This is a genomic window from Bradyrhizobium sp. 197 (assembly GCF_023073375.1).
Taxonomy (GTDB): Bacteria; Pseudomonadota; Alphaproteobacteria; order Rhizobiales; family Xanthobacteraceae; genus Bradyrhizobium.
This window is the reverse complement of the sequence record NZ_JADPJJ010000055.1, coordinates 210,811-234,992: the sequence shown is the minus strand read 5'-3', so window position 1 is coordinate 234,992 and position 24,182 is coordinate 210,811. Positions and strand designations below refer to the sequence as shown.

Sequence of the window (24,182 nt, the reverse complement as noted above, 5' to 3'; positions counted from 1 at the left end):
CGGGAGAGAGTGTTCCTTCGGATCAGACATCTCACCGATCGCAAGGGGACGAACCGCGTCATGGTTCGGCTGCGGGCGCTGCTGCGCAGCAACGAATTCTATCTGATCCCGCTCGCCCTCGTGATCGGCACGCTTGCCGGCGCCGTCGTGACGCTGATGGCCGAGATTGCGCAGATTGCTCATATGGTGATCTACGGCATTCCCATCGACGTCCGCCTTTCCGCCAACGCGCGCGTCAGCCCCTGGGCCGCGCTGATCGCGCCTGCGCTGGGCGGGCTGGCGCTCGGTATCATGGAGTGGTGGCGGCGGCGGTGGAAGATCTCCAACGCGGTCGACCCGATCGAGGCGAACGCGCTACGCGGCGGCAATCTGTCGATGCGCGACAGCCTGGTGGTGTCGAGCCAGACGCTGATCTCGAACGGCTGCGGCGCATCCGTCGGTCTCGAGGCCGGCTATACCCAGATCGGCTCGGGTATCGCCTCGCTGTTCGGCAAGTTCTTTAATCTGCGCCGCAACGATCTGCGCCTGATCGTCGGGTGCGGCGCTGCCGCTGCGATCGCGGCGGCGTTCGGTGCACCGATCACCGGGGCCTTCTACGCCTGCGAGCTGATTGTCGGCGTCTATTCGGTCGGCAGCGCCGCCCCGATCCTGGCGGCCTCGCTCGCCGGCGCCTTGACCGCGCAATGGCTCGGCGGCGCACCGTACTCGCTCGAAATACCGAAGGTCAGCGCTGTCGGCGTCGAGCAATATATCGCGTTGATCGGGCTTGCACTCGTCACCAGCGGCGTCGGCATCGCCGTGATGCGCTCGTCCTCGATGTTCGAGCGCCTGTTCAAATGGATGCCGATCTGGCTGCGCCCGGTGATCGGCGGCCTCATCGTCGGCGGCTTTGCGATCGTAACACCGCAGGTGCTGGCGGCCGGCCACGGCGCCATGGTGCTCGATCTCTTTCACGACATGACGATCGGCCTGATCGCGCTGATCATCGCCTTGAAGGTGACGGCCTGCCTGATCTCGCTCGCCTCGGGCTTCCGCGGTGGGCTGTTCTTTGCCTCGCTGTTTGTCGGCAGCCTGATCGGAAAGTTCTTTTCCGCGGTGCTGTTGCTGATCAGCCCGAACTTCGTGATCGACCCGCTGGTCGCGATGCTGACGGGCATGGCGACGCTCGGCGTCGCCATCGTCGGCGGTCCCTTGACCATGTCGTTCCTCGTGCTCGAGATGACCCGCAACGTCGACGTCACCGCCGTAGTGCTCGCCGGCTGCATCGTCACCTCGATCTGCGTCCGCTTCATGTTCGGACACTCCTTCTCGACCTGGCGCCTGCATCTGCGTGGCGAGACCATCCGCAGCGCCAACGATGTCGGCTGGCTGCGCAACCTCACCGTCGAGCGGCTGATGCGCTCCGACGTCGGCAAGGTGCCGTCGACTACGACCATCGCGGCGGTCCGCGGCGAATTCCCGCTGGGATCGCGTCCGGGTATCGTCATCGTCAACAATGCGGACGAATATGTCGGGCTCGTCCTGCTGCCCGATTTGTTCTCCGGCGACCTCGACACCATCGCCGACGAGATCCAGGTGATCGAGCTCGCCCGCCTGACCGAGATCGTGCTGATCCCGGAAATGAACGTGAAGTCGGCGATGGCGGTGTTCGACGAAGCGGAAGCCGAGATGCTCGCGGTGGTCGATTCCACCGACAGCCGCAAGGTGGTCGGCTTCCTCACCGAGACGTTCGTCCGACGCCGCTATGTCGAGGAGATCGACAAGGCGACGCGCGGCGTGCTCGGCGCGCTATCGTAAGGACACGCGAAAGCGGGACGGCGTGCGTCATGCGCCGCCGTCCGCGCCTTCTATCGGCCCGGTTGGGAGGGAGCCGCGACGACGCTAGCCACGATCCGGCGGACCAGTGGCAGCACCATCAGCAGCGTCGGAAAGGCGACGAGCCATGACAGCCCCCAGGCGCCCGGCCACGTCGCGTGGAACGCCGCCGTTGCGCCGAGGCTCCGAAGCGTGGAAATGACCGACACCACGGCTGTCATGAGGATGGACAGCACGAATGGCATCACGATCGGCGCATAGCGCGCCGGCAGTTTGCGAACCGCAATCATCTGATTTCTCTTTGGAATAGGACGGGTCAGTCACGGTGAACCTGAAAATGGCATCGATCCCGACGACGTCGGTTGATGCGTTGGTTCACGTAAAACGCTTACGGCGACCGAAAAAAACGGCGCGGCTGTTCATTATCCGCTCATGTTGGATGGTTCAAGCTGGATTTGGTCGTCGGTTTACAATCGTTCAAAGCGTGACAGATTGCCGCGATCAGGAAACCATTTCAGTGGTTTGCGCATTATATCTCGTTTGATTATGTCGCTTTGAGCGAGAACAGAGGAAGGTCAAGATGAATAAGGGACCGATGATTTCTGCAGCCGGCCGCAACCTTGTGTTGGCAGCTTTCGCAAGTCTTGTTCTGATTACAGCCTCTATCACGCCTTCGGCTGCCACCTCGCCCGCGCCCAAGGCCGCTGCAGCGGGCCCGGCCGCTCCGGCTGCCACCGATTTCAGCGCTGCTCGCCGCCACCGCTATTATCGTCGAGGCCCGAACGCTGCAGGCCTCGCCTTCATGGGCGTGGCGGCAGGTCTGATCGGCGGCGCGATCGCAGAGAGCAGGCGCCAGGAGTACTACGAGGACCGCTATAATTACGGCCCCGGTCCTTACTACGGAGGCCAGGGCTATTACGGCGGCGGTCCCTACTATGGTCCGCGCGGCTATTATCAGCCGTATTAGGCGCCTGTCCTCGCCGCAATCTCTATCGCGCCAAGGGGCGGTGTTTTGCACCGCCCCTTGTTGCTTCTGCGCGAGGCCTCTCATTGCGCGACCTGTGTCGCGGGGGCGTCAATCCTCTCCGGGAAAAAGATTCCGCTTTACCGAAATTCGGTTTTGACGTATGTGTCGCCCATCCCGACTCACCCTTGAGGGGCGACCATGTGTCGTGGTGGTCGTAGAGCCGGGCTTGCGGTGGACGCGACAGCGTCGGGTGCGAGAGGCGTGGGCAGGGCGGATTGCTCTCCGTGAGCCCGAGGCTTCGTGTCGACGAGCGGCGCTGTCAGGTTCGTCTCGCCAGTATTTCGATGGCAACGTGCACAACGCCGTCGGACCCTGTGGCGAAATGGCGAGCCGTGCGTACGGCAAAACCGTGTGGTCCTGGCCGTCGTTGCTACGGTCAAGCCTTTGCGGATGCGGCACTTGCGTCAACCGGCGCGGTGTCCGCGACTTTCGTGAAGGCGAGGGAGGCCAACAGGAACTCGGCTCCCGGGAGAGCACGGCATACGCCGTAAAGCCACTGCGCAGGGAAGGCCGAGTGATTTGGCTACACCTGTATGCTGCTGTGCGGTTTCCTTGCGCTACACTTTCGCGCAGCGGACCGCGGGTGCCAGCCGGCACCCGGCCTTCCCTGCGCCCTCCTGGACAAGAGGGTGGATCGACCAAGCAAAGCTCGGGCGAAATGCGCCGCGAGGATGCGAAGGTGTGTCTGCAATTGAAGTGGATGCGAGCTGGAAGAGTGGCGCTGCCGCCTCATACTTCGTCATTGCGAGCGCAGCGAAGCAATCCAGAGTCTTACCGCGGAGGGACTCTGGATTGCTTCGCTGCGCTCGCAAAGACGACTTGAGAGAGTGTGCACCACACTTCGCTCTCGTGCCCCGGACGCAGCGCAGCGCCTTGCGGTGCGCTGCAGAGCCGGGGCCCATGCTGCAGAGAATTCGCAGCTTCTGGGTCCCGGCTCCGCGCCGCAACGCTAACGGGCGTTGCAGCTTGTCCGGGACATGAGAGTGAGCACCGGGTCCCGGCTAAATATTCGGCAATCGTGCTCGCGGCGCCGATGGACTTGCCCGCAGCAATCCGGTTCAATGCGGCCAATTGGGTTTTTAGGCGACAATGATGTCGAGATATCTGCTGGTCCTTCTCCTGTTCGCCTCGCCGGCCGTGGCGCAGGTCAAGCTGACCCCAAAAACCTCGGCGGCGCATCCGGACCCCTGCGTGCCGATCGGGCGTACCGCGGACGGCAAACTGGTCTACTCGATGAAATGCGAGAATCTGCCGGTGCCGCCCCCGCCACCGCAGGCGGAACTGAGGGAGGCGCCGCAGCCTGCCGCCGAGCCGGAGCTGGGGGCGCGGCGGAGCGGCGTTTTCGGCTGGTCCTACGACCGCAGGTGATGCGGCCTCGCCCCTTGCGCGAAGCTCGATGGAATGCTTTTTGCCCAAGAGTTTCCGGTGAGAGTATCCCGGGAGGCCACCGCCCCGATCCAGAGAGATGAGATGAGCAAACTCGTTATCCGCGCCGGCGACTTCACCTTCGATGCCCGTTTCGAGGAGCAGCTGGCGCCCAAAACTGTCGCCGCGTTCCGCAAGGCGCTGCCGTTCGAAAGCCACATCATCCATGTGCGCTGGAGCGGCGAGGGCGTGTGGATGCCGCTCGGCGACCTCGATTTCGGGGTCGGCTACGAGAACCACACCAGCTATCCCGCGCCCGGCCAGATCATCCTCTATCCCGGCGGCATCAGCGAGACCGAGATCCTGATGGCCTATGGCGGCGTGAGCTTCGCAAGCAAGATGGGCCAGCTCGCCGGCAATCATTTCATCACGCTGACCTCTGGCCTGGAGAACCTGGCAACGCTCGGCAAGAGCGTGCTGTGGAAGGGCGCTCTGCCGATCCGCTTCGAGGAAGTCTGAGTGACTGACGCCCGCTACCCGCGCGATCTCCGCGGTTACGGCCGCAACCCGCCGCACCCGCAATGGCCCGGTGATGCGCGGGTCGCGGTGCAGTTCGTCGTCAATTTCGAGGAGGGCGGCGAGAACAGCATTCTGCACGGCGATCGCGCCTCGGAAGCGTTTTTGTCCGACGTGCTCGGCGCGCAGCCTTGGCCCGGCCAGCGCCACGCCAATATCGAATCGATGTTCGAGTATGGCTCGCGCGCCGGCTTCTGGCGGCTGTGGCGAATGTTCAATGAGCGCAAATGGCCGACCACCGTGTTCGGTGTCGCTACCGCGCTGAAGCGCAATCCGGAAATCGTGGCTGCCATGAAGGAGGCGGGCTGGGACATCGCCAGCCACAGCCTGAAATGGATCGAGCACAAGGACATGACCGAGGCGCAGGAGCGCGCGGAGATTGCGGAAGCGATCCGCGTCCACACCGAGGCGACTGGATCGCGGCCGCTCGGCTGGTACACCGGGCGCTCCTCGAACAACACCAACCGTCTGTTGATGGAGGAGGGCGGCTTCCTCTATCTCTGCGACTCCTACGCCGACGATCTGCCCTATTGGGTCAAGGGCGCGAGCGGCAAGCAGCTCGTCATCCCCTATACGCTTGACGCCAACGATATGCGGTTCATCAACCCGCAGGGCTTTGCCGAAGCCGAGCAGTTCTTCACCTATCTGAAGGATGCCTTCGACGTACTTTATGCCGAAGGCGAGAGCGCGCCGAAGATGATGTCGGTCGGCCTGCACTGTCGACTCGCCGGCCGACCCGGCCGCGCCGCGGGGCTGATCCGCTTCCTCGACTACATCGGCAGGCACGAGCGCGTCTGGGTGCCGACGCGGTTGCAGATCGCACAGCATTGGCACGACAAGCACGCGCATCTTGCGGCCGACGCATTTGAGATCGGGTGAGGGGGGCGATGTCGCAGATCTCGCTGTCTGATCTCAATGCGGCCGATGAAGCCAGTTTCGTTGCCGCGCTTGCCAACGTCGTCGAATATTCGCCGTGGATCGCCGGGCAACTCGCCGCGAAGCGGCCGTTCGCCGGCATCAACCAATTGCACGCCGCGCTGATGGCGGCGATCCAGAGTGCCGAGCCCGACGTGCAATTGGCGCTGATCCGGGCGCATCCGGACCTCGCCAACAAGACCCAGCGCGCGGCGGGGCTCACGGAGGAATCGACCGACGAGCAGAACAGCGCCGGGCTCGACCGGCTGTCAGAGGCCGAATACACAGCGTTCAAGCGTGTCAACAACGCCTATCGTGACAAGTTCGGCATTCCCTATATCGTCTGCGTGCGTCGTCACACCAAAGATTCCGTGCTGGCCGACTTCGAGACGCGGTTGCGCAATATCGCCAAGACCGAGACGCGACGTGCGATCGAGGAGATTGGCCGTATCTCGGCGTTGCGGCTCGATCAACTCGTCGCAGCCAATGACAAGCTCAGGGTCCATGGCCTGCTGTCGACCCATGTGTTGGACAATCACGTCGGCAAGCCCGCGCCGGGCATCCCGGTGGAGCTCGTTGAACTCTCCGCGCTCGGCGAGAGCCGCGTGATCGCGCGCACCGTCACCAATGCGGACGGCCGCACCGAGCAGCCGCTGATCGGCGGTCGTCCGTTGCCGATCGGCCGCTATGAACTCCGATGCAGCGTGGCCAAATATTACGCCGAGCGCAACGTGCAGCTCGCCGATCCGCCGTTCCTCGACGAGATCCCGCTGCGCTTCGCGATCAGCGAGCCGGAGGGGCACTATCACGTGCCGCTATTGGTCACGCCGTGGAGCTATTCGACCTATCGCGGCAGCTAATTACCGAACTTCTCGCGCAGCGCCGGAAACAGCCGGTCCGGCTTGAAGGGCGGCGCGGTGAAGCGGATGCCGGTGGCATCGGCAATCGCGTTGCCGAGCGCGGCGGCGACCGGATTGTACGGGCTCTCGCTCATCGACTTCGCCCCCAACGGTCCGACCATGTCGGATGTTTCGGCGAAGAAAACCTCGGTGCGCGGCACGTCGGCAAAGGAGGGCAGGTGGTAGTCGCGGAATTTCGGGTTGGTGACGCGGCCGTCCGCGTCGATCACCATCTCCTCGTAGAGCGCGGCACCGAGCGCCTGCGCGACCCCGCCTTCGACCTGACCGCGGCACTGCATGGGATTGGCGACGACACCGGCATCAGCCGCATGCACGCTCCTGAGAATTTTGAGCTCGCCGGTGCCCTTGTTCACGGCGACGCGAAAGCCCTGCACGTTGAAGCCGACCGAACGCGGCGTGCCGCTGGAATTGCCGGTGCCGGCGAAAGGCTGGCCGCGTTCGCGCGCGAGCTTTGCCAATTCCACAAAGGCCATGCGCCGCACGCCACTGACAACGGCCTCGCTTTCGAGCGTACAGCTCCCGACGTCGCAGAGCCATGCGCCGGCGGCGGCCGTCTTCAGCTCGGTCGCAAGCTGCATGGCTGCCGCATGCGTCGCCTTGCCGGCGACGAACATGCCGGCGCTGCCATAGGCGCCGGTATCGTGGCCACCGTGGGCGGTGTCGGACTGGCGCAGGCGAATCCGGTCGACGGTGGTCGCAAGCGTTGTCGCCGCGATCTGCCGGTGCACGGTGCTGGTGCCGTTGCCGAACTCGGCGGTGCCGACCGTGAGGTCGAAGCCGGCGTCGTCGTTGAGTGCGACCATGGCATCCGCGAGATGGCCGGCCGGGGGCGCCGTGTCGATCATGGTCAGCGCGAGGCCGTCGCCGATCAGCCACTCCGGCGACAGGTCCGGTTGGGGACCATCGGCCCGCATCGCGCGCTCGACGAGATCGAGGCACTGGTCGAGCCCATAGGAGCCATAGAGCACGTCGTGAAATTCCGACGGTGGCGGCGACAGCATGGGATCGCCGGGCTTGACGACGTTGCGCCGGCGCATCTCGTAGGGGCTGATGCCGAGCTGCCTTGCCAACTCGTCGATCGCGGCTTCGGTCGCGATCAGTGTTTGCGGCAAGCCATAACCGCGGAACGCGCCTGCCGGCACCGTATTGGTGTAGACCGCGTAGCCGTCGACCTTCTTGTTCGGGCAATTGTAGACGGCGATGGACTCGGACAGCGAGTGGAACATCACGGGGCCGGCGTGATTGCCGTAGGCGCCGGTGTTGGAGAGGGCGTTGAGCTGGAGCGCGGTGAGCCTGCCGTCCGCGTCCGCACCGGCCTTGATGTGGACCCGCATCGGATGTCGCGTCGAGGTCGCGATGAATTGCTCCTCGCGGGTGAGCTCCAGCTTCACCGGCCGCCCGGTCTTGAGCACCGCGAGCGCCAGAATGTCCTCGACGAACATCTCCTGCTTGCCGCCAAAGCCGCCGCCGACGCGCTCGCAGAACACGCGGACCTTGTCGATGGGAAGCTCGAAGATATCGGACAGCGCGCGCCGGGTCAGGAACGGCACCTGCGTCGAGGTGCGAACATTGAGCACGCCCGAAGCATCGAGCCAGGCCAGGCCGCCATGGGTCTCCAATGCGGCATGCTGCACACGGTGACTGTGGAAGGTAGCCTCGTAAGTGACGGCGGACGTCGCGAGCGCAGCTGCGACATCGCCGAATTCGCCATGCGTCTCCGCAACGAGGTTGCGCTGGGCATCGGCGATCCGGTTCGCGGTGGTGCGGTCAGGATGAATGACAGGTGCACCCGGCGCCATCGCCTTTTCAGGATCAATCAGCGCAGGCAGAAGCTCGTAATCGACCTTCAGTCGGCGGCAAGCGTCCTCGGCGGCGGCTTCGCTGTCTGCGACGACGGCAGCGACCTTCTGGCCGATGAAGCGAACAACGTCGTCGAGGATACGGGTGTCCTCGGGATCCATCCAGTCCCTCTCGTGCCGCGCGGTCGAGATCAGCACCGTAGGCGCATCCTCATGCGTCAGCACCGCGTGCACGCCGGGAATGCTCAGCGCCGCAGACTTGTCGATCGCGACGATCTTCGCGTGGGCGTGCGGTGAACGGAGCAGCTTGATATGCAGCAGGCCGTCAATCTGCGTGTCGAACGTGTAGCGCGCCTTGCCGCGCACGACGTCAGGGCCAGCTGGCGCCGGCAGGCTGCGGCCGAATGCGGCGCCGGCCTCGACGTTCTCATCGACATTGGACTTGCCGAGCAGCGCATCCTCGATCGAACGATAGCCGGTGCAGCGGCAGATATTGCCCTTCAGCGCCACGCCCAGATCGGTGCGCTGCGCCTGGTTGAGCGAGGCACAGGTCAGGATCATGCCGGCGGTGCAGAAGCCGCATTGAAAGCCTTGCGCATCGAGGAAGGCCTGCTGCATCGGATGTGCGCCGCTGTCCCCGCCGAGACCTTCGATCGTGGTGACGGCGCGCCCCTCGGCGCGGAAGGCCGGGATCAGGCAGCTATGCACCGGCTCGCCGTCGAGCAGCACGGTGCAAGCGCCGCAATCGCCGGCGTCGCAGCCCTTCTTCACGCCGAAATGGCCGAGCTCGCGCAGGAACGTGCGCAGGCACTGGCCGGCGCGCGGTGCTTGCGAAAACGGTTTGCCGTTGACCTCAAAGCTCATGATGGTGCCGCTCCCAGGAGTTCGTCACGGATCTCTTCGGCAAGCCGTAGTGTCATGTGCTTGCGCCAGAGCGGCTTGCCGTGGATGTCGGTGTGGTAAAGCTCGTCGGTAATGTGTTGCTCGATCGCATCGCGGAGCGCGCTCGCGTTGGGCAGCTTGGGAAAGGACAGCTGGATCGGTCGGACCGTCGATGCGGTGACCGTGAGCTTCAGCGTGCCGTCGGTATCCAGGCTGCCGATCAGAAGCGCCGCCGAGCGGCCGACCGGCGCCAGCGAGATCTGGCGAAAGGCCGCGCGACGCTTCAACGCGGCAATCGGGATATCGATCTGCCGGAGCAGGTCCCCTGTCGCGAGACGATTGCGCTGGTTGCCGGTGACGAATTCGGTGACTTGTATCTTCCGTTCGCCTCCGTCTGCCTTCCAGATGGTGCAGACCCCGTCGAGCGCGGCGGTGAGCGAGATCATCGGTCCCGCCGGAAGCGACATGCAGAGATTGCCGCCGACGGTTGCAGTCTTCCAGATCTTGAACGATGCAAGGAAGGCGCGGCAGCACTGGTTGATCAGCGCCGCAGCGAACCAGCCGGGTGGGCAGACGAGTCCATCGAGCTGCGCAACGGTGCACGTGGCGGCGATGCCGAGATGGCTCTCGGTGACGGTCAGTGCCGGCCATTTCAGGTCGGCCAGATCGATGAGCCGAGTCAGGTGGACCTGCGGCTCCGAGAACAGCCAGGTGCCGCCCGCGAGCCAAGCATCACCTGCCCTCCAAATCGGCAGCTGGGCGCGCGTTTGCGGATGGGCCACTGTCGTGATGGTATTCAAATCCATGGCTGCGCCAACGCTTCCGCCCGGTGAATCATGCAACAGAGTCTTGCAAGACCGGAGCCAAGTCGCAACAACAAGTAGCTAGCTGGAAGACGTTCGGGCGGCTTCCGCATGGGGCGGCCGCCGTCTACGGATGTGAGGAGGAGCGGGATCATGAGCGATGCAAAGCCGATCTGGATCAGGGATCCCCTGGCTATCCTGGCCGACGGGGCCGAGCGCGGGGTCGTGGTGAAGGACGGTCGGATCGTCGAACTCGTGCCGGCCGGCGGTGTACCCGCAACCGCGGATGTTGCGGTGTTCGATGCTGGCGACCACGTCGTGCTGCCGGGACTCATCAACACGCATCACCATTTTTACCAGACGCTGACACGGGCGCTGCCGGCGGCGATGGACCGCGAGCTGTTTCCCTGGCTCCAGGCGCTCTATCCGGTATGGGCGAAGCTGACGCCGGATGCGCTCGAGCTCGCTGTCACGGTGGCGATGTCGGAGCTTCTGCTCTCCGGCTGCACCACCACGACGGATCATCACTACGTGTTTCCGGCGGGACTCGAAGACGCCGTCGATATCGAAGTCGGAGTCGCAAGACGGCTCGGCGTGCGGGTGCTGCTCACGCGCGGCTCGATGAACCTGCCGCAGCGCGACGGCGGCCTGCCGCCCGATAGCGTCGTGCAGGATGAGGACACCATCCTCGCGGACAGCGCGCGCGTGGTCGCCAGGCACCATCAGCGCGGTGCGGATGCGATGGTGCAGATCGCGCTCGCACCGTGCTCACCCTTCTCGGTGACGACGTCCCTGATGCGCGCGACCGCCGATCTCGCCGACAAGCTCGACGTGCGTCTGCACACCCACCTCGCCGAAACCGAGGACGAGAACAAATTCTGCCAGGAGATGTATGGTTGCCGTCCGCTCGATTATCTCGAGCAATGCGGCTGGCTCAATGCGCGGACGTGGCTCGCTCATGGCATCTTCTTCAACGCCGAGGAAATGAAGCGGCTCGGCAAGGCAAAGACGACCATCAGCCATTGCGCGTGCAGCAACCAGATTCTGGCCTCCGGCTGCTGCCCTGTCTGCGAGATGGAGGAGGCCGGTGTCGGCATCGGCATCGGTGTCGACGGCTCGGCCTCGAACGATGGATCGAACCTGATGCAGGAGGTGCGGACCGCCTTCCTGCTGCAACGGGCGCGCTACGGGGTGACGAAGGTCAGCCACAAGGATGCGCTGCGCTGGGCCACCAAAGGCTCCGCGGCCTGCGTCGGCCGGCCGGAACTCGGCGAGATCGCGGTCGGCAAGGCTGCCGATCTCGCGTTGTTCAGGCTCGACGAATTGCGCTTCTCCGGCCACGGCGATCCGCTGGCCGCACTGGTGCTGTGCGGGGCGCATCGGGCCGACCGGGTGATGGTGGCGGGAAAATGGGCCGTGATCGACGGCGCGATCCCGGGGCTGGACGTCCCTGACCTCATCCGCCGCCACAGTTCGGCGGCGCGGAAGATGCAGGCGGGATAATATCCCGGCGAAAATAAAAAGAGGGGGCGACCACAAGTGCCGGGTGCTTCTGGCCACCCCCTCCGAACCTCCTCCGGGAGGAGCAGGTGATTTAGGCCATGCAAGAAGCGTGCTACTTGCCCGGCAGCTTGTCGTCGATGCCCTTGACGTAGAAATTCATGCCGAGGATCTGGCCGTCGTCGAGATTTGCGCCACCCTTGCACTCGACCGGCTTGCCGTCCTGCCCAACGACCGGGCATTTGAACGGATGCAGCTTGCCCGCGGTGATCGCGGCCTGGGCATCCTCGGCGATCTTCTTCACGTCGTCGGGCATGTTGGTGTAGGGCGCCATCGCGAACATGTGGCTGTCGAGGCCGCCCCAGGTGTCCTCGGATTTCCAGGTGCCGTCGAGTTCCGCCTTGACGCGGGCGATGTAGTAGGGACCCCAGGTGTCGAGGATCGAGGTCAGCTGGGTCTTCGGCCCGAACTTGATCATCTCGGAATCCTGGCCGAAGGCGAGCTTGCCGCGTTCGCTGGCGATCTGCATCGCCGCCGGCGAATCCGTGTGCTGCATGATGACATCAGCGCCCTGGTCGATCAGCGCCTTGGCAGCGTCCGCCTCCTTGCCCGGATCGAACCAGGTGTTGGCCCAGATGATCTTCACCTTGATGTTCGGGTTGATGGTCTGCGCCGCCAGGATCGTCGCATTGATGCCAGAGACGACCTCCGGAATCGGGAACGAGCCGATATAGCCGAGCACGCCGGACTTCGACATCTTGGCCGCGATCAGGCCCTGGATGTAGCGGCCCTGGTACCATTTGGCCGAGTAGGTCGACATGTTCGGATTGCGCTTGTAGCCGGTAGAGTGCTCGAAATGCACGTTCGGGTATTTCTTCGCGACCTTCAGCGTCGGATCCATATAGCCGAACGACGTCGTGAAGATCAGCTTGTTGCCGGCGCGGACAAGCTGCTCGATGGCCCGCTCGGCGTCGGGACCTTCAGGCACGTTTTCGAGAAAGGTGGTCTCGATCTTGTCGCCGAGCTCCTTCACCAGCGCCTGGCGTGCCAGCTCATGCTGATAGGTCCAGCCGAGGTCTCCGATCGGACCCAAATAGATAAAGCCGACTTTCAGCTTGTCGGCGGCGGAGGCTGCGCTGACGCTTCCGGCGAGCAAAAGCCCGGCAGCCAGCGCAAGAAGTGATTTCCTCATCATCAATCTCCAAACATCAGGGGAAAGTCACGATCCGCAACGTCCGCGCCCCATCGCGCACGCGGCAGAAATGAAACGCTAGCGGTCAGGCACGAACACGGTGCCGAGTGCGGCCGGCGCGGTCGATCCGCCGGTGCGCGCGCGGGAGAGCAGGACCAGCACGATGACGGTCGCAAGGTATGGCAGCGCCGACATGAACTGCGAGGGAATGCCGACGCCCCAACCCTGCGCGTGCAGTTGCAGGATCGTCACCGCGCCGAACAGGTAGGCGCCGACCACGAGTCGGCCGGGCCGCCAGGACGAGAACACCACCAGCGCCAGCGCGATCCAGCCGCGGCCTGCGGTCATGCCGGGAATGAAGAAGGGCGTATAGGCGAGCGGTAGATAAGCGCCGGCAAGTCCGGCGCAGGCGCCGCCGAACATCACGGCCAAGGTACGAATGCGCAGCACGGGATAGCCGAGCGCATGCGCGGAGACGTGGTTGTCGCCGCAGGCGCGCAGGATCAAGCCGGGTCGCGTGCGGTACAGGAACCACCAGACGCCGACGACCAGCGCCAACGAGAAATAGATGAAGGCGTCCTCGCCGAACAGCACGCGGCCGATCAGCGGGATGTCGGTCAAACCGAGGACGTAGAGATGCACTGCCGGCGTGATGCGCTCGCCGACGAAGCCAGCGCCGATTAGGCCGGACAGACCGACGCCGAGGATGGTCAGTGCGAGACCTGTCGCAACTTGGTTGACCGCAAGCCCGAGCGCCATCAGCGCGAAGACCAGCGACATCATCGTGCCGGCGACGATGCCGAACAGTGCGCCAATGAATATCGAGCCGGTCAGCCACGCACCTGCAAAGCCACATGCGGCGCCAACGATCATCATGCCTTCGACCCCGAGATTGAGCACGCCGGACCGTTCAGTCACGAGCTCGCCGGTCGCCGCGATCAAAAGCGGCGTTGAGGCGGCGAGCACCGCGAGGATGATGGCTTCAACCAGCTCCACGAGCCACCTGTCGGTTCGGGAACACCAGCTTGAAGCGGTATAGAATGAGGGAATCGCAGGCGAGCACGTAGAACAGCAGGATGCCCTGGAAAACCTTGGTGACGTCCAACGGAATCTTCATTGTGATCTGTGCCTGCTCGCCGCCGATAAAGGTCAACGCAAGAAAAAGGCCTGCAATTAATATTCCAAGCGGGTTCAATCGGCCGAGGAAGGCAACGATGATCGCGGTAAAACCGTAGCCCGGCGAGATACCGGGCTGAAGATGGCCGACCGGTCCTGCGACCTCGATGATACCGGCGAGGCCCGCGAGCGCGCCGGACACCGCGAAAGTCAGGATGACCAACTGATTGGAATTGAAGCCGCCGAACCGCGCGGCGCGGGGCGCTGCACCGACCACGCGAATCTCGAATCCCTTGATGGTGCGTCCGAGCAATATGGCCGCTGCCGCGACGACCAACAGCGCGACGATGGAGCCGAGATGCAGCCGGCCGCCTTCGATCAGCAGCGGCACCGCTGCGACCGGATCGAACTCGGCCGTAGTCGGGAAGTTGAAACCGTGCGGATCGCGCCATGGCCCGCGCACGAGATAATCGAGGAAGAGGTCGGCGACATAGACCAGCATCAGGCTGGTCAGGATTTCGCTGGCGCCGAACTTCACCTTGCAGATCGCCGGGATCAGCGCGTAGAGCGCGCCCGCTGCGGCGGCGAGCACAAGCATGACCGGCAGCACCCAGGCGCCGGCGTCGGTGCCTTGCGTCTTCACTGCAATCCAGCTTCCGGCGACCGCGCCGATCAGGAACTGCCCTTCGGCGCCGATGTTCCAGGCGTTGGCGAGATAGCAGAGCGACAGCCCGATCGCGATCATCACCAGCGGCGTCGCCTTCACCGCGATTTCCTGGAGCGAATAGCTGTCGGTCAAAGGCGCGATGAAATAGGCGTGCAGGGCGAGCAGCGGATTCTTGCCGAGGATCGCGAACAGGATGACCATCGTCACGATCGTGAGGCCGATCGCGATCAGCGGAGAGATCAGTGCGATCGTGTTGGAGCGTTCCGCGCGCTTCTCAAGCACCAACTGCATGCACGTCCTCCTTCGGCTCCAGCGTGCTGCCGCCCATCAACAGCCCGAGTTTTTCGCGGGTCGCCTCGCTGGTGGCGAGCGGGGCGGACAGATGGCCGTGGAACATCACGGCAATGCGGTCGGCGATTTCCGCGAGCTCGTCGAGGTCCTGACTGGTGACGAGCACGGCGGCGCCGGCGGTTGCAAGATCAAGCAGCGCCTGGCGAATGACGGCGGCAGCGCCGGCGTCGACGCCCCAGGTCGGCTGGCTCACCACCAGCACCGCGGGGTTGCGCAGAATCTCGCGTCCCACGATGAACTTTTGCAGATTGCCGCCGGAGAGGCTCGCGGCTTCCGGATCGCGTTTGGCCTTGCGAACGTCGAACGTCTCGGTCGTGCGATCGACGGTCTTCAGCGTCGCGGCGGTGTCGATGAAGCCGTGATGGACCATACCGCTGGCGGCGTGCCCGGTGAGCAGCGCGTTCTCCGAAAGCTTCATGCGCGGCGCAGTGCCGTGGCCGAGCCGCTCTTCGGGAACGAAAGCCGCGCCGAGCTTGCGGCGCTGCGTGATCGAGAGGTGGCCGGCAGCAAGGCCTTCGATCACGATCGTGCCGGGGTCCCTCGACAAGCGCTCGCCGGACAGTGCAGCGAACAATTCGTCCTGGCCGTTGCCCGCGACGCCGGCAATGCCGAGGATTTCGCCACCCTTCAGCTCGAACGAGATATGCTCGAGCCGCACGCCATGCGCCTCGACAGGAGCGAGCGTGAGGTCGTTGACGACGAGGCGCGGCACGGTGGTCTGCCGGCCGGCGGCCGCTTTCACTTGCTTGACCTCGCCGCCGACCATCATGCGCGCGAGCGATGCGGCGGTCTCAAGCCTGGGATTGCACGTCTCGACCTTCTTGCCGCCGCGCAGGATCGTCGCGGTGTCGCACAGGCGCTTCACCTCTTCGAGCTTGTGGCTGATGTAGAGGATGGCGCGGCCTTCGGCCTTGAGCCGCTCCAGCACGATGAAGAGCTGGTCGGCTTCCTGCGGGGTCAGCACCGCGGTGGGTTCGTCCAGGATCAGGAATTGCGGATCCTGCATCAGCGCGCGGACAATCTCGATGCGCTGGCGTTCGCCGACCGACAATTGCCAGACCTCGCGTTTGGGATCGAGCTGCAGACCATAAGTCTTCGACACCTGCTCAAGCCGTGCCGAGATGTCCTTGAAAGACTCTCTCCCATCGAGGCCGAGCGCGACGTTCTCGGCGACGGTGAGATTGTCGAACAGCGAGAAATGCTGGAACACCATGCCGATGCCGCGACTGCGAGCTTCCGAGGGACCGGTCAGCGCGATCGGCTTGCCGTTCCAGAAAATATCGCCGGCGCTGGGCTGGATCAGCCCGTAGATCGCCTTGACCAGCGTCGACTTGCCGGCGCCGTTCTCGCCCAGCAGCGCGTGGATCTCTTTCGGCCAGATATCGATGTCGATGGCATCGTTGGCGAGGAAATCCCCATAGCGCTTGGTAAGCCCGATCGTCCTGAGGAGCGGGGTTTCGCCGGAATGCAGGCCGTTAGTCGTTGGATCCAACATTCGCTGATGCGCTTGCACGGGGTGAAGTGCCTCAATAGTGGGCTAGTTTGAACCGTCGCGTAAGGTGTGAAAAAGCGTCATCCCTTGCTCAACGCTTCGGCAGGCAGGTGGTGTCGGCGAGCCGCTGCTTTCGCCGGGCGGCGATCGACCTCAAATGCTTCCCGAACAGCCTTTGCAGCGCCGGCTCGCGTGTGACGTCTGTTGCAAATTTGTGACGGATCAAACCAAATCGGAACCCGCTATGCAGGCTTGACGTGAACTTGAGCAGAGACGCGTCATCACGCGTATGCATTTGCGAACACCGCGACAGTAGCTCCCGGCCATCGTGTCTGCCTTGTCCGCTCGACATGAAAGGCGAGCGAAATCAAATGGGAATTTCCGGCAATGGCCGCTCTCGCCTGACCGCGTGGCGGTGAGATTGGCCCTCCAAATCCGCCGGTGAAACGCAGCCTCCTGGGCAAACAAGCGGCATGCCTTGAAACAAGTTGAGGCTTCTCACTCCGGGAGATCGGCGCAAGTGTCGCACCAAGGGACGCTCATTTTTACGTGTCCAAATTTGGGGGTATTCAGGATGTCGTTTCGTTTCAAGGCAATTGCAGCAGGGGCGCTGTCACTTGCCACGCTCGCTACCGGTGGCCTGGCTCAGGCAGCGGATCTGCCGGTCAAGGCTGCCAAGAAGGCGGCGGACCTCCCGTTCTTCCTGGTGATCGACGACCGCGTCACCTTCTCCTACATTTTCAACGCCTCGCAGCCCGGTGCGTTCACCAACATCAACGGCGTGATCAACGCCAAGACGACGAAGCAGGTCTACTCCTTCACCCACTTCGATGCCTGGGCTTACGGCACCAACTTCTTCACCATCTCGATGTTCAAGTCGGACCACAACGATCCGGCCGCCCCCTGCACCGCCACAGGCGTGATCGTTTCGCCGGCTGCAGGCTTCGCAGCGACGCCGGCGAGCTGTGCCGGCGCGACAGAAATCTATGGCCTTTTCCGCTCGACCTTCGGTTGGAACGAGATATTCAACACCAAGGCCTTCACGCAGGGACCGCTGCACAACATCTCGTTCGAGGTTGGCATGGATGCCAACACGGAGAACCGGTATTTCGGCGCCGCCAAGCGCGACGTCGTCGCCGGTCTGCAGTTCGCTTTCGACCTTCCCTACAAGGGCTATTTCAACGTAGCGCCGCTGGTGTACTGGGAGTTTGCCAACCACAACTCCTTCTCGCAGTGCGGCGCCGGTTGGTCCGCGCCGTGTATTGCCGACGGCAACACGTCGTTCAAGCCAACCTGGGCGATCGAGACCAATTATTATATGGACCTCGGCTTCCTGCCGCCGAACATGCAGTATTTCTCGATCAGCGGCCGCGCCGGCTGGTACGGCAAGAAGGGAACAGACACCGAGCCGCTTCCCGCCAGCGTCGCCAACGGCGTCTATCCCACCAAGGTCGAGTTCAACTCCGAGCCGATCCGCCTGACCCTCGATGCCTCGAAGGCAGTCTGGGGTGAGAAGTATTCGCACTTCGTGGACGTTTGGGTCGCCTACCGCTACTGGCAGAACAAGTTCGGCCTCGATCACAACAACGCCGTGGCCTGCACCACCCTGGCCGGCGGGGCAAAGGTGAGCACCGGGTCCTGCACCGAGTCCTCGCTCTACTCCGGTGTCACTGTGAAGTTCTAGCCACCTGACACTCTTCGGCTGAACGACGATGATGCCGCGTCAAACCTCCGCGGCGTCATCTTCGTTTGTGGATAAGGAAAGTAGGTAGATGAGCACGTTGCTGCGCGAAGCGCAGTCCGCTGGCGTAACCTACCCAACGGAGTTGAACTCTTGTTTGCTACTTCCACACGCCGTCGTGCAGCGCTTCGGCCTCGTCTTCGAGCAGTGGCCCCACAACCTCCGTCGGCCGTTGCCCGCTGGCAAAGACCTCGCGGCAGGGCAGGTCGAGTGTCGGGTTCTCCGGATGATCGCCGGTGATGCCGCGCAGGCGGTGCTCGCTGAGGCCATAGACCACACGGCTGATGCCGGCCCAGTAGATCGCGCCGGCGCACATCGCACAGGGCTCTGCGGAGGAGTAGAGCGTGGCCTTCGCCAGCACCTCGCGGCCGAGCGTACGGCAGGCCTGCGTCGCCGCGAGACGCTCGGCATGCGCGGTGCCATCGTGATCCGGCATGTAGCCGTTCTCGGCCTCTATCAGCACCTTGCCTTCGGCATCGACGACGATGCAACCGAAGGGATGGTTGCCATGGGTGAGGGAACGGCGGGCGACCGCAAACGAAAGGCGGAGGAAGTGTTCGTCGCGCTCGGATGCGCCGCTCATCGCTCTTCCCTGGTCAATGCCCCGCCATGTGTCGGCCGACTACGGTGAGATCGGCCTCGCTGGTCCGTGCTTCATACACGAATTCGCCGTGGAACATCACCACCAGCCGGTCGGAGAGTTCCAGCAGTTCGTCGAGATCCTCGCTGACCAGCAGCACAGCGGCGCCGCGATTGCGCGCGGCCATGATCTCGGCATGGATCTGCGCCACCGCGGCGAAGTCGAGCCCGAAACAGGGATTGGCCGCTATCAGTACTTCGACCTTGCTGCCGAGCTCGCGGGCCAGCACGGCGCGCTGGACGTTGCCGCCCGACAGCGCCGAGATCGGCGTCTCCGGCGTGCGGGTCTTGATCTTGTACTGGGCTATCTTCTTCCCGGCGTCGTCGCGAAAGGCGCCGCGGTTAAGCCACCAGCCGCCGCTGGCGAACGGCGCGCGGTCGAACTCGCGAAAAGCGATGTTGTCGGCGACGCTCATGCCGCAGACGCAGGCGTTCTTCAGCGGCTCCTCGGGCAGGAGCGACATCTTGTGGCGGCGCATCTCCTCGCGGCTGGCATGATAGGGATCGCCGGCGACGCGGATCTCGCCACTCTCGGCTTCGCGCTGCCCGGCCAGCACCTCGACCAGCTGGCGCTGGCCGTTGCCGGAGACGCCGGCGATGCCGACGATCTCGCCGGCACGGACCGTGAGCGAGACGTCGTGCACAGCGATGGCGCCGGCGTCGTCGAGCGCGCGCAGCTCCGCCAGCTCCAGCCTCGCCTTGCCGGCCTCGCCACTGCGCGGCGGCTGTATCGTCAGCTCCTCGGCGCCGATCATGGTGCGCGCCATCGCGTCCGGCGTCAGCTCGGAAACCTTGCCCGCTCCGGCAAGCTTGCCGCGACGCAGGATCGTGACGTCGTCGGCGAAGGCCATGACCTCGCGGAACTTGTGCGTGATCATCAGGATGGTCAGCTCGCCCTTGACGACCATGTCGCGAAGCATGCCGAGCACTTCATCGGCTTCCGCGGGCGTCAGCACTGAGGTCGGCTCGTCCAGGATCAGGAAGCGGCGCTTCAGGTAGAGCTGCTTGAGGATCTCGCATTTTTGGCGCTCGCCGGCAGAGATGGCGGAGACTTTTGCGCCGAGCGGTACCTTGAACGGCATGCGGGCCAGAAAGGCCTCGAGCTCCTTCATTTCCTTCGGCCAGTTCACCACGGCCGGTACGTCGTCGCGCGCCAGCACCAGATTTTCGGCGACCGTCATCGCCGGCACCAGCGTAAAATGCTGGTAGACCATGCCGAGGCCGAGCGCGTGGGCGTCCTTCGGATTGCCGATCGCCTGCTCGCGCCCCCCGACGAGGATGTCGCCCTCGGTGGCGTGATAGTAACCCATGATGCATTTGACGAGCGTCGACTTGCCGGCGCCGTTCTCGCCCAGCAGCGCATGGAACGAACCCGGCCGGACCTTCAGCGCGACATTGTCCAGCGCCAGGAAATCACCGAAGCGCATGGTCATGGCGATTGCGTCGACACCGAAGGCGCCTGACGGCGGTGGCGTTTCGCCGATGATCACGAAATCGCTCCTATGAAGGCGTCTGACGTCGAGACCGCGCCAAACACGCCGCCCTGCATCTTGATCATCTTCAGCGCGTGCTCGTGGTTGCTCCTGTCGGTCGCACCGCAGCAATCGTGCAGCAGCACGCATTCGAAGCCGCGGTCGTTGGCCTCGCGCATGGTGGTGTGAACGCAGACGTCGGTGGTAATCCCTGTCAGCACGATATTCTCGATGCCGCGCACGCGCAGGATCAGCTCCAGGTCGGTGGCGCAGAACGAGCCCTTGCCGGGCTTGTCGATGATGGGTTCTCCGGGGAGGGGCGCAAGCTCCGGGATGATGTCCCAGCCGGGCTCACCGCGTACCAGGATGCGGCCGCACGGGCCGGGATCGCCGATGCCGGCGCCGATCTGGCGCGAGCGCCAGCGCTTGTTGGCGGGAAGATCAGAGAGATCGGGACGATGGCCTTCGCGTGTATGGATGATGTGAAAGCCTTGGGCACGCATCGCCGCGAGCAGCTTCTTGATCGGCTCGATCGGCGCCCGCGTCAGTGAGAGATCATAGCCCATCTTGTCGACATAACCGCCGATGCCGCAGAAATCGGTCTGCATGTCGATGATGATGAGCGCGGTGTTCTCGGGGCGGAGATCGCCGTTGTACGGCCAGGCATAGGGCTCGGACTTGATGGAGCGCTCGGGCATGATTTCGCTTCCTAGCGGGTGATCGACAATTCGGCCGGAGCTCCGGTCAGCGTTCGCTTCGGCGAGCAGGTGATGATCATGATCGCCAGCGTCAGGATGTAGGGTGCTGCGTTGAAGAGGTGATAGCCGGAGGTGACGCCGACCGATTGCAACGCCGGTCCCAGCGCCGCGGCGCCGCCGAAGGCGAGCGAGGCCCAGAGACACAGCAAGGGGTCCCACCGCGCGAAGATCACGAGCGCCACGGCCGTGATGCCCTGGCCCGAGGACAGGCCCTCGTTCCAGCTTCCGGGATAGAACAGCGACAGGAACGAACCGCCGATGCCGGCGAGGAAACCGCCGACCATCGTCGCGCGCAGGCGGATCAGCAGCACCGAGTAGCCCATGGCACGTGCGGCATCCGAGCTTTCGCCGGCGGTGCGGATCAACAGACCCCAGCGCGTGGTGCGGAAGGCCCAGTATAGGATCGGAGCCAGCGCCACGCCGATCAGGAACATCACATTGATGCGGAGCGCGGCGCGAAGCTGCGGGATATCGCTCCACCAGCCGAAATCGATCGCTGGCAGCCGCGGCGCGGTCGGTTCGATCAGCGGCTTGCCGAGATAGAAGGCGAGCCCGGTGCCGAACAGCATCAAGGCGATGCCGACGGCAATGTCGTTGACGCGCGGCAGCGAGCAGATGCCGGCGTGCAATGCTCCCAGCAATGCGCCGGTGATGCCGGCGGCGAGCACACCCAGCCACGGCGATCCCGTGAGGTAGGAAATGCCATAGGCGCTCATCGCACCCATCACCAGCGTGCCCTCAAGGCCGAGATTGATGCGGCCGGAGCGCTCGGTGATGCATTCCCCGAGGCTCACGAACAGGAACGGCGTCGAAACGCGAATGGCGCCGCCGAGCACGGCGAGCGGGACGGTCCAGAGTCCGATCGAGCCGTCTGCCATCTCAGGACTTTCCCTTCAGAAACCCAATGCGGCCGTAGAGCGCATCGCTGGCCAGCACGAAGACGAAGATGATGCCTTGCAGCACCAGCACGGACGCATCCGGCAATCCGAGGCGGCGCTGCAACAGCCCGCCGCTGGCGCTGATGCCACCGAGCAGGATCGCGACGGGGATAATGGCGAGCGGATTTTGCCGCGCCAGGAAGGCGACAAGAATCCCGGTGAAGCCGTAGCCCGCGGCGAGATTGGCGTTGGCGCGTCCCTGCACGGCGGCGACCTCGACCATGCCGGCAAGGCCCGCGGCGCCGCCGGCGAGGAAGCAGATAGTCAGGATCAGCTTGCTGACATTGAGGCCGACGATCTTCGCCGCGCGGATGTTGCCGCCGGCGACGCGCGCGGCGAAGCCGAACACGGTGTGATAGATCAGGATGTAGGCGGCGACCGCGGCGATCAGGCCGAACACGAGGCCCCAATGCACGTCGGTGCCGGGAATGGAGCCGATCATGTTGGCCGCGCCGATCTCGCGGGTCGAGGGCTTGTTGAGGCTGGCGGGGTCGCGCATCGCGCCTTCGACGAGATGGTTGAGGACCGCGAGCGCGATGTAAACGAGCAGCAGGCTCGAGATGGTCTCGTTGACGCCGCGGTACTGCCGTAGCGCGCCCGCCAGCATGATCCACAAGCCACCGCCGATGACGCCGCCGATGACCATGGCGATCTGCACGATGAGCGGCGGCAGGCCCTGGAGCGCGAGCGCGGCGCTGGTTGCCGACAGTGCGCCAATCAGCAGCGCGCCTTCGCCGCCGATGATGACCATGCCGAGCTGCGCGGGAAGCGCCGTGCAGAGCGCGGTGAGGATCAGCGGCGCCGCGCGCGTCAGCGTGTTCTGCCATGAGAACCAGGTACCGAACGCGCCGTAGTACATGTAGAAATAGAGGTCGAGCGGGTTCTTGCCGAACATCGCGACGAAGATGCCGAAGACCGCGAGCGCGCCGGCCAGCGCCGCGCCCGGGATCAGGACATATTCGATCGCTCCGCCGTGACGTTGGAGGAATCCCGGATCGGCGGCCGGGGCAACAGTCCCGACCGCTTCAGCAGGATCCGCCGCCTCCGCTGTCACGAAGTCGCTCCGATTACGCCCTCCACGAGATAGTCCATCTTCTCGAGCTCGGGATCCTTCTGGCCGCGATCGGTGCCGGCCGCGATCACCGTCTTGCCCTTGTTATCGACCAGGCCTCCCTTGAAGATGGCGTAGCCGTCGCCGGACAAGAACTTGGCCTTGACCTCGTCGGCGTGCTTGCGCGCTTCGGCGGAGACCGCTTCGCCATAGGGCGAGGTCTTGACGATCTCTTCCTTGAGGCCGCCGCGATAGAAGTTCGGGATGCTCTCGCCGGCGGCGATCATCTTGACGAACTTCGGATAGAGCGCCTCCCAGTTCCACTCGGCGCCGGTCAGGTAGGCCTTCGGCGCGAGCGGCGACTGGTTGACGTGGTAGCCGCAGACCATGGCGCCGCGGCGCGCGGCGTTCTCGACCATGGTCTTGGGACCGTCGACGTGGCAGGTCAGTACGTCGACGCCCTGGTCGATCAGGCTGTTGGTGGCTTCGGCTTCCTTGACCGGCATCGACCAGTCGCCGGTAAAGATCACCTGCGTCGTCGCCTTTGGGTTGGCGAGCCTGGCGCCGAGTGCGAAGGCGTTGATGTTGCGCAGCACCTGCGGGATCGGTTTTGCGGCGACGAAGCCGAGCTTTCCGCTCTTGGAGCTATAGCCGGCGATGATGCCCGAGATGTACTGGGCTTCGTCGATATAGCCGAAATAGCTGCCGGCGTTCTTCGGGTCCTTGTCGCTCCAGAGGCCGCCGCAGTGCTCGAAGCGAAGCTTCGGGAACTTGTTGGCCATCTTGACCGTGTGCGGGTTGTAGTAGCCGAACGAGGTCGGGAAGAGCAGGGTGGCACCGTCGAGATTGATCATGGACTCGAGCGTCTTCTCGACCGCGTCGGTCTCAGGCACCTTCTCTTCTTCCACGACCTTGAGGCCGGGAATCTTCTTCAATGCCGCAGCGCCCTGGGCATGCGCCTGGTTGTAGCCATAGTCGTCGCGCGAGCCGACATAGATGAAGCCGATGGTCGTCTCGGCCGCGAAGGCCGGGCGGATGCCTGCCGCCGCGCCGAGGGTGAGGGCCGCACCGCCCTGCAACAAATGACGTCGTGAGATCCTGCCAAATTCCATTGCCTGCTCCCCCTGGCGGATTGACCGCCTCGATCTCGCGGCTGCGCCGGT

General features: G+C 64.3%; 21 protein-coding genes. 8 read left to right on the top strand and 13 right to left on the bottom strand.

Annotated elements, in window-relative coordinates:
• The first annotated feature begins 9 nt into the window (after positions 1 to 9).
• Positions 10 to 1,797: a chloride channel protein gene (locus IVB27_RS12495; protein WP_247443879.1), complete on the top strand. Its 1,788-nt coding sequence runs from the start codon at positions 10 to 12 to the stop codon at positions 1,795 to 1,797.
• Between the two features lie 50 nt (positions 1,798 to 1,847).
• On the opposite strand, the gene IVB27_RS12490 is transcribed toward IVB27_RS12495, so the two are convergent.
• On the bottom strand, positions 1,848 to 2,105 hold the full coding sequence (locus IVB27_RS12490) for a DUF2798 domain-containing protein (RefSeq protein WP_247443878.1): 258 nt from the start codon (positions 2,103 to 2,105) through the stop codon (positions 1,848 to 1,850).
• A gap of 290 nt (positions 2,106 to 2,395) precedes the next feature.
• On the opposite strand from IVB27_RS12490, the gene IVB27_RS12485 reads away from it, so the two are divergent.
• From IVB27_RS12485 to uraD, 5 genes are all read left to right on the top strand, one after another.
• Positions 2,396 to 2,782 (top strand): hypothetical protein, encoded by a 387-nt coding sequence (locus IVB27_RS12485; RefSeq protein ID WP_247443877.1) that lies wholly within the window; start codon positions 2,396 to 2,398, stop codon positions 2,780 to 2,782.
• A 1,149-nt stretch (positions 2,783 to 3,931) separates the two neighbouring features.
• Positions 3,932 to 4,210 carry a hypothetical protein gene (locus IVB27_RS12480; protein WP_247443876.1) on the top strand — a complete coding sequence of 93 codons (279 nt, stop codon included), beginning with the start codon at positions 3,932 to 3,934 and terminating at the stop codon, positions 4,208 to 4,210.
• A 102-nt stretch (positions 4,211 to 4,312) separates the two neighbouring features.
• Positions 4,313 to 4,726, top strand: coding sequence for a DUF3830 family protein (locus tag IVB27_RS12475; protein ID WP_247348369.1), 414 nt, complete (start codon positions 4,313 to 4,315; stop codon positions 4,724 to 4,726).
• The gene (gene puuE / locus IVB27_RS12470) at positions 4,727 to 5,662 is read left to right on the top strand and encodes an allantoinase PuuE (RefSeq protein ID WP_247443875.1); all 936 of its coding nucleotides are present in this window, start codon (positions 4,727 to 4,729) and stop codon (positions 5,660 to 5,662) included.
• Positions 5,663 to 5,670: 8 nt separating this feature from the next.
• Positions 5,671 to 6,558: a 2-oxo-4-hydroxy-4-carboxy-5-ureidoimidazoline decarboxylase gene (gene uraD, locus IVB27_RS12465; protein ID WP_247443874.1), complete on the top strand. Its 888-nt coding sequence runs from the start codon at positions 5,671 to 5,673 to the stop codon at positions 6,556 to 6,558.
• Here uraD and IVB27_RS12460 read toward each other — a convergent pair.
• Together IVB27_RS12460 and IVB27_RS12455 are read right to left on the bottom strand one after the other, a co-directional pair.
• Entirely contained in the window at positions 6,555 to 9,281 is a 2,727-nt protein-coding gene (locus IVB27_RS12460; protein ID WP_247443873.1) for a molybdopterin-dependent oxidoreductase, read from the bottom strand. The two genes, uraD and IVB27_RS12460, sit on opposite strands and share 4 nt — an antisense overlap.
• Entirely contained in the window at positions 9,278 to 10,105 is an 828-nt protein-coding gene (locus IVB27_RS12455) for an FAD binding domain-containing protein (RefSeq protein WP_247443872.1), read from the bottom strand. The genes IVB27_RS12460 and IVB27_RS12455 overlap by 4 nt, the downstream gene beginning before the upstream one ends.
• Positions 10,106 to 10,255: 150 nt before the next feature.
• Here IVB27_RS12455 and IVB27_RS12450 point away from each other — a divergent pair, with 150 nt between their 5' ends.
• On the top strand, positions 10,256 to 11,605 hold the full coding sequence (locus IVB27_RS12450) for an 8-oxoguanine deaminase (protein ID WP_247443871.1): 1,350 nt from the start codon (positions 10,256 to 10,258) through the stop codon (positions 11,603 to 11,605).
• 112 nt (positions 11,606 to 11,717) lie between these two features.
• On the opposite strand, the gene IVB27_RS12445 is transcribed toward IVB27_RS12450, so the two are convergent.
• The 4 genes from IVB27_RS12445 to IVB27_RS12430 all read right to left on the bottom strand — a co-directional run bounded on the left by IVB27_RS12445 (position 11,718) and on the right by IVB27_RS12430 (position 16,423).
• Complete coding sequence (locus IVB27_RS12445) at positions 11,718 to 12,794, bottom strand: BMP family ABC transporter substrate-binding protein (RefSeq protein WP_247443870.1); 1,077 nt, start codon at positions 12,792 to 12,794, stop codon at positions 11,718 to 11,720.
• Positions 12,795 to 12,872: 78 nt separating this feature from the next.
• Entirely contained in the window at positions 12,873 to 13,790 is a 918-nt protein-coding gene (locus IVB27_RS12440) for an ABC transporter permease (protein WP_247443869.1), read from the bottom strand.
• Positions 13,777 to 14,868, bottom strand: a complete 1,092-nt coding sequence (locus IVB27_RS12435) for an ABC transporter permease (protein WP_247443868.1) — start codon at positions 14,866 to 14,868, stop codon at positions 13,777 to 13,779. Before IVB27_RS12435 ends, IVB27_RS12440 begins: the two co-directional genes overlap by 14 nt.
• Positions 14,852 to 16,423 carry an ABC transporter ATP-binding protein gene (locus IVB27_RS12430; RefSeq protein ID WP_247443867.1) on the bottom strand — a complete coding sequence of 524 codons (1,572 nt, stop codon included), beginning with the start codon at positions 16,421 to 16,423 and terminating at the stop codon, positions 14,852 to 14,854. The genes IVB27_RS12435 and IVB27_RS12430 overlap by 17 nt, the downstream gene beginning before the upstream one ends.
• 571 nt (positions 16,424 to 16,994) lie before the next feature.
• On the opposite strand from IVB27_RS12430, the gene IVB27_RS12425 reads away from it, so the two are divergent.
• The gene (locus IVB27_RS12425; protein WP_247443866.1) at positions 16,995 to 18,104 is read left to right on the top strand and encodes a hypothetical protein; all 1,110 of its coding nucleotides are present in this window, start codon (positions 16,995 to 16,997) and stop codon (positions 18,102 to 18,104) included.
• 157 nt (positions 18,105 to 18,261) lie between these two features.
• On the opposite strand, the gene IVB27_RS12420 is transcribed toward IVB27_RS12425, so the two are convergent.
• The 6 genes from IVB27_RS12420 to IVB27_RS12395 are packed head-to-tail and all read right to left on the bottom strand — an operon-like array spanning position 18,262 to position 24,131.
• Positions 18,262 to 18,744 (bottom strand): nucleoside deaminase, encoded by a 483-nt coding sequence (locus IVB27_RS12420; RefSeq protein ID WP_247443865.1) that lies wholly within the window; start codon positions 18,742 to 18,744, stop codon positions 18,262 to 18,264.
• Positions 18,745 to 18,757: 13 nt separating this feature from the next.
• The gene (locus IVB27_RS12415) at positions 18,758 to 20,290 is read right to left on the bottom strand and encodes an ABC transporter ATP-binding protein (protein ID WP_247443864.1); all 1,533 of its coding nucleotides are present in this window, start codon (positions 20,288 to 20,290) and stop codon (positions 18,758 to 18,760) included.
• Positions 20,287 to 20,970, bottom strand: coding sequence for a biuret amidohydrolase (gene biuH / locus IVB27_RS12410; RefSeq protein WP_247443863.1), 684 nt, complete (start codon positions 20,968 to 20,970; stop codon positions 20,287 to 20,289). The genes IVB27_RS12415 and biuH overlap by 4 nt, the downstream gene beginning before the upstream one ends.
• A gap of 11 nt (positions 20,971 to 20,981) precedes the next feature.
• Positions 20,982 to 21,908 carry an ABC transporter permease gene (locus tag IVB27_RS12405; RefSeq protein WP_247443862.1) on the bottom strand — a complete coding sequence of 309 codons (927 nt, stop codon included), beginning with the start codon at positions 21,906 to 21,908 and terminating at the stop codon, positions 20,982 to 20,984.
• 1 nt (position 21,909) lies between these two features.
• A complete protein-coding gene (locus IVB27_RS12400; RefSeq protein ID WP_247443861.1) occupies positions 21,910 to 23,022 on the bottom strand; it encodes an ABC transporter permease in 1,113 nt (370 codons plus the stop codon).
• Positions 23,019 to 24,131 carry a BMP family ABC transporter substrate-binding protein gene (locus IVB27_RS12395; RefSeq protein WP_247443860.1) on the bottom strand — a complete coding sequence of 371 codons (1,113 nt, stop codon included), beginning with the start codon at positions 24,129 to 24,131 and terminating at the stop codon, positions 23,019 to 23,021. The genes IVB27_RS12400 and IVB27_RS12395 overlap by 4 nt, the downstream gene beginning before the upstream one ends.
• Between the last annotated feature and the right edge of the window lie 51 nt (positions 24,132 to 24,182).

Excerpts from the sequence above, each read along its gene's own strand:
- IVB27_RS12490 (WP_247443878.1), bottom strand. The coding sequence starts at position 2,105 with ATGATTGCGGTTCGCAAACTGCCGGCGCGCTATGCGCCGATCGTGATG.
- IVB27_RS12485 (WP_247443877.1), top strand. The coding sequence starts at position 2,396 with ATGAATAAGGGACCGATGATTTCTGCAGCCGGCCGCAACCTTGTGTTG.
- IVB27_RS12480 (WP_247443876.1), top strand. The coding sequence starts at position 3,932 with ATGATGTCGAGATATCTGCTGGTCCTTCTCCTGTTCGCCTCGCCGGCC.
- IVB27_RS12475 (WP_247348369.1), top strand. The coding sequence starts at position 4,313 with ATGAGCAAACTCGTTATCCGCGCCGGCGACTTCACCTTCGATGCCCGT.
- uraD (WP_247443874.1), top strand. The coding sequence starts at position 5,671 with ATGTCGCAGATCTCGCTGTCTGATCTCAATGCGGCCGATGAAGCCAGT.
- IVB27_RS12460 (WP_247443873.1), bottom strand. The coding sequence starts at position 9,281 with ATGAGCTTTGAGGTCAACGGCAAACCGTTTTCGCAAGCACCGCGCGCC.
- IVB27_RS12455 (WP_247443872.1), bottom strand. The coding sequence starts at position 10,105 with ATGGATTTGAATACCATCACGACAGTGGCCCATCCGCAAACGCGCGCC.
- IVB27_RS12450 (WP_247443871.1), top strand. The coding sequence starts at position 10,256 with ATGAGCGATGCAAAGCCGATCTGGATCAGGGATCCCCTGGCTATCCTG.
- IVB27_RS12445 (WP_247443870.1), bottom strand. The coding sequence starts at position 12,794 with ATGAGGAAATCACTTCTTGCGCTGGCTGCCGGGCTTTTGCTCGCCGGA.
- IVB27_RS12435 (WP_247443868.1), bottom strand. The coding sequence starts at position 14,868 with ATGCAGTTGGTGCTTGAGAAGCGCGCGGAACGCTCCAACACGATCGCA.
- IVB27_RS12430 (WP_247443867.1), bottom strand. The coding sequence starts at position 16,423 with ATGTTGGATCCAACGACTAACGGCCTGCATTCCGGCGAAACCCCGCTC.
- IVB27_RS12425 (WP_247443866.1), top strand. The coding sequence starts at position 16,995 with ATGTCGTTTCGTTTCAAGGCAATTGCAGCAGGGGCGCTGTCACTTGCC.
- IVB27_RS12420 (WP_247443865.1), bottom strand. The coding sequence starts at position 18,744 with ATGAGCGGCGCATCCGAGCGCGACGAACACTTCCTCCGCCTTTCGTTT.
- biuH (WP_247443863.1), bottom strand. The coding sequence starts at position 20,970 with ATGCCCGAGCGCTCCATCAAGTCCGAGCCCTATGCCTGGCCGTACAAC.
- IVB27_RS12405 (WP_247443862.1), bottom strand. The coding sequence starts at position 21,908 with ATGGCAGACGGCTCGATCGGACTCTGGACCGTCCCGCTCGCCGTGCTC.
- IVB27_RS12395 (WP_247443860.1), bottom strand. The coding sequence starts at position 24,131 with ATGGAATTTGGCAGGATCTCACGACGTCATTTGTTGCAGGGCGGTGCG.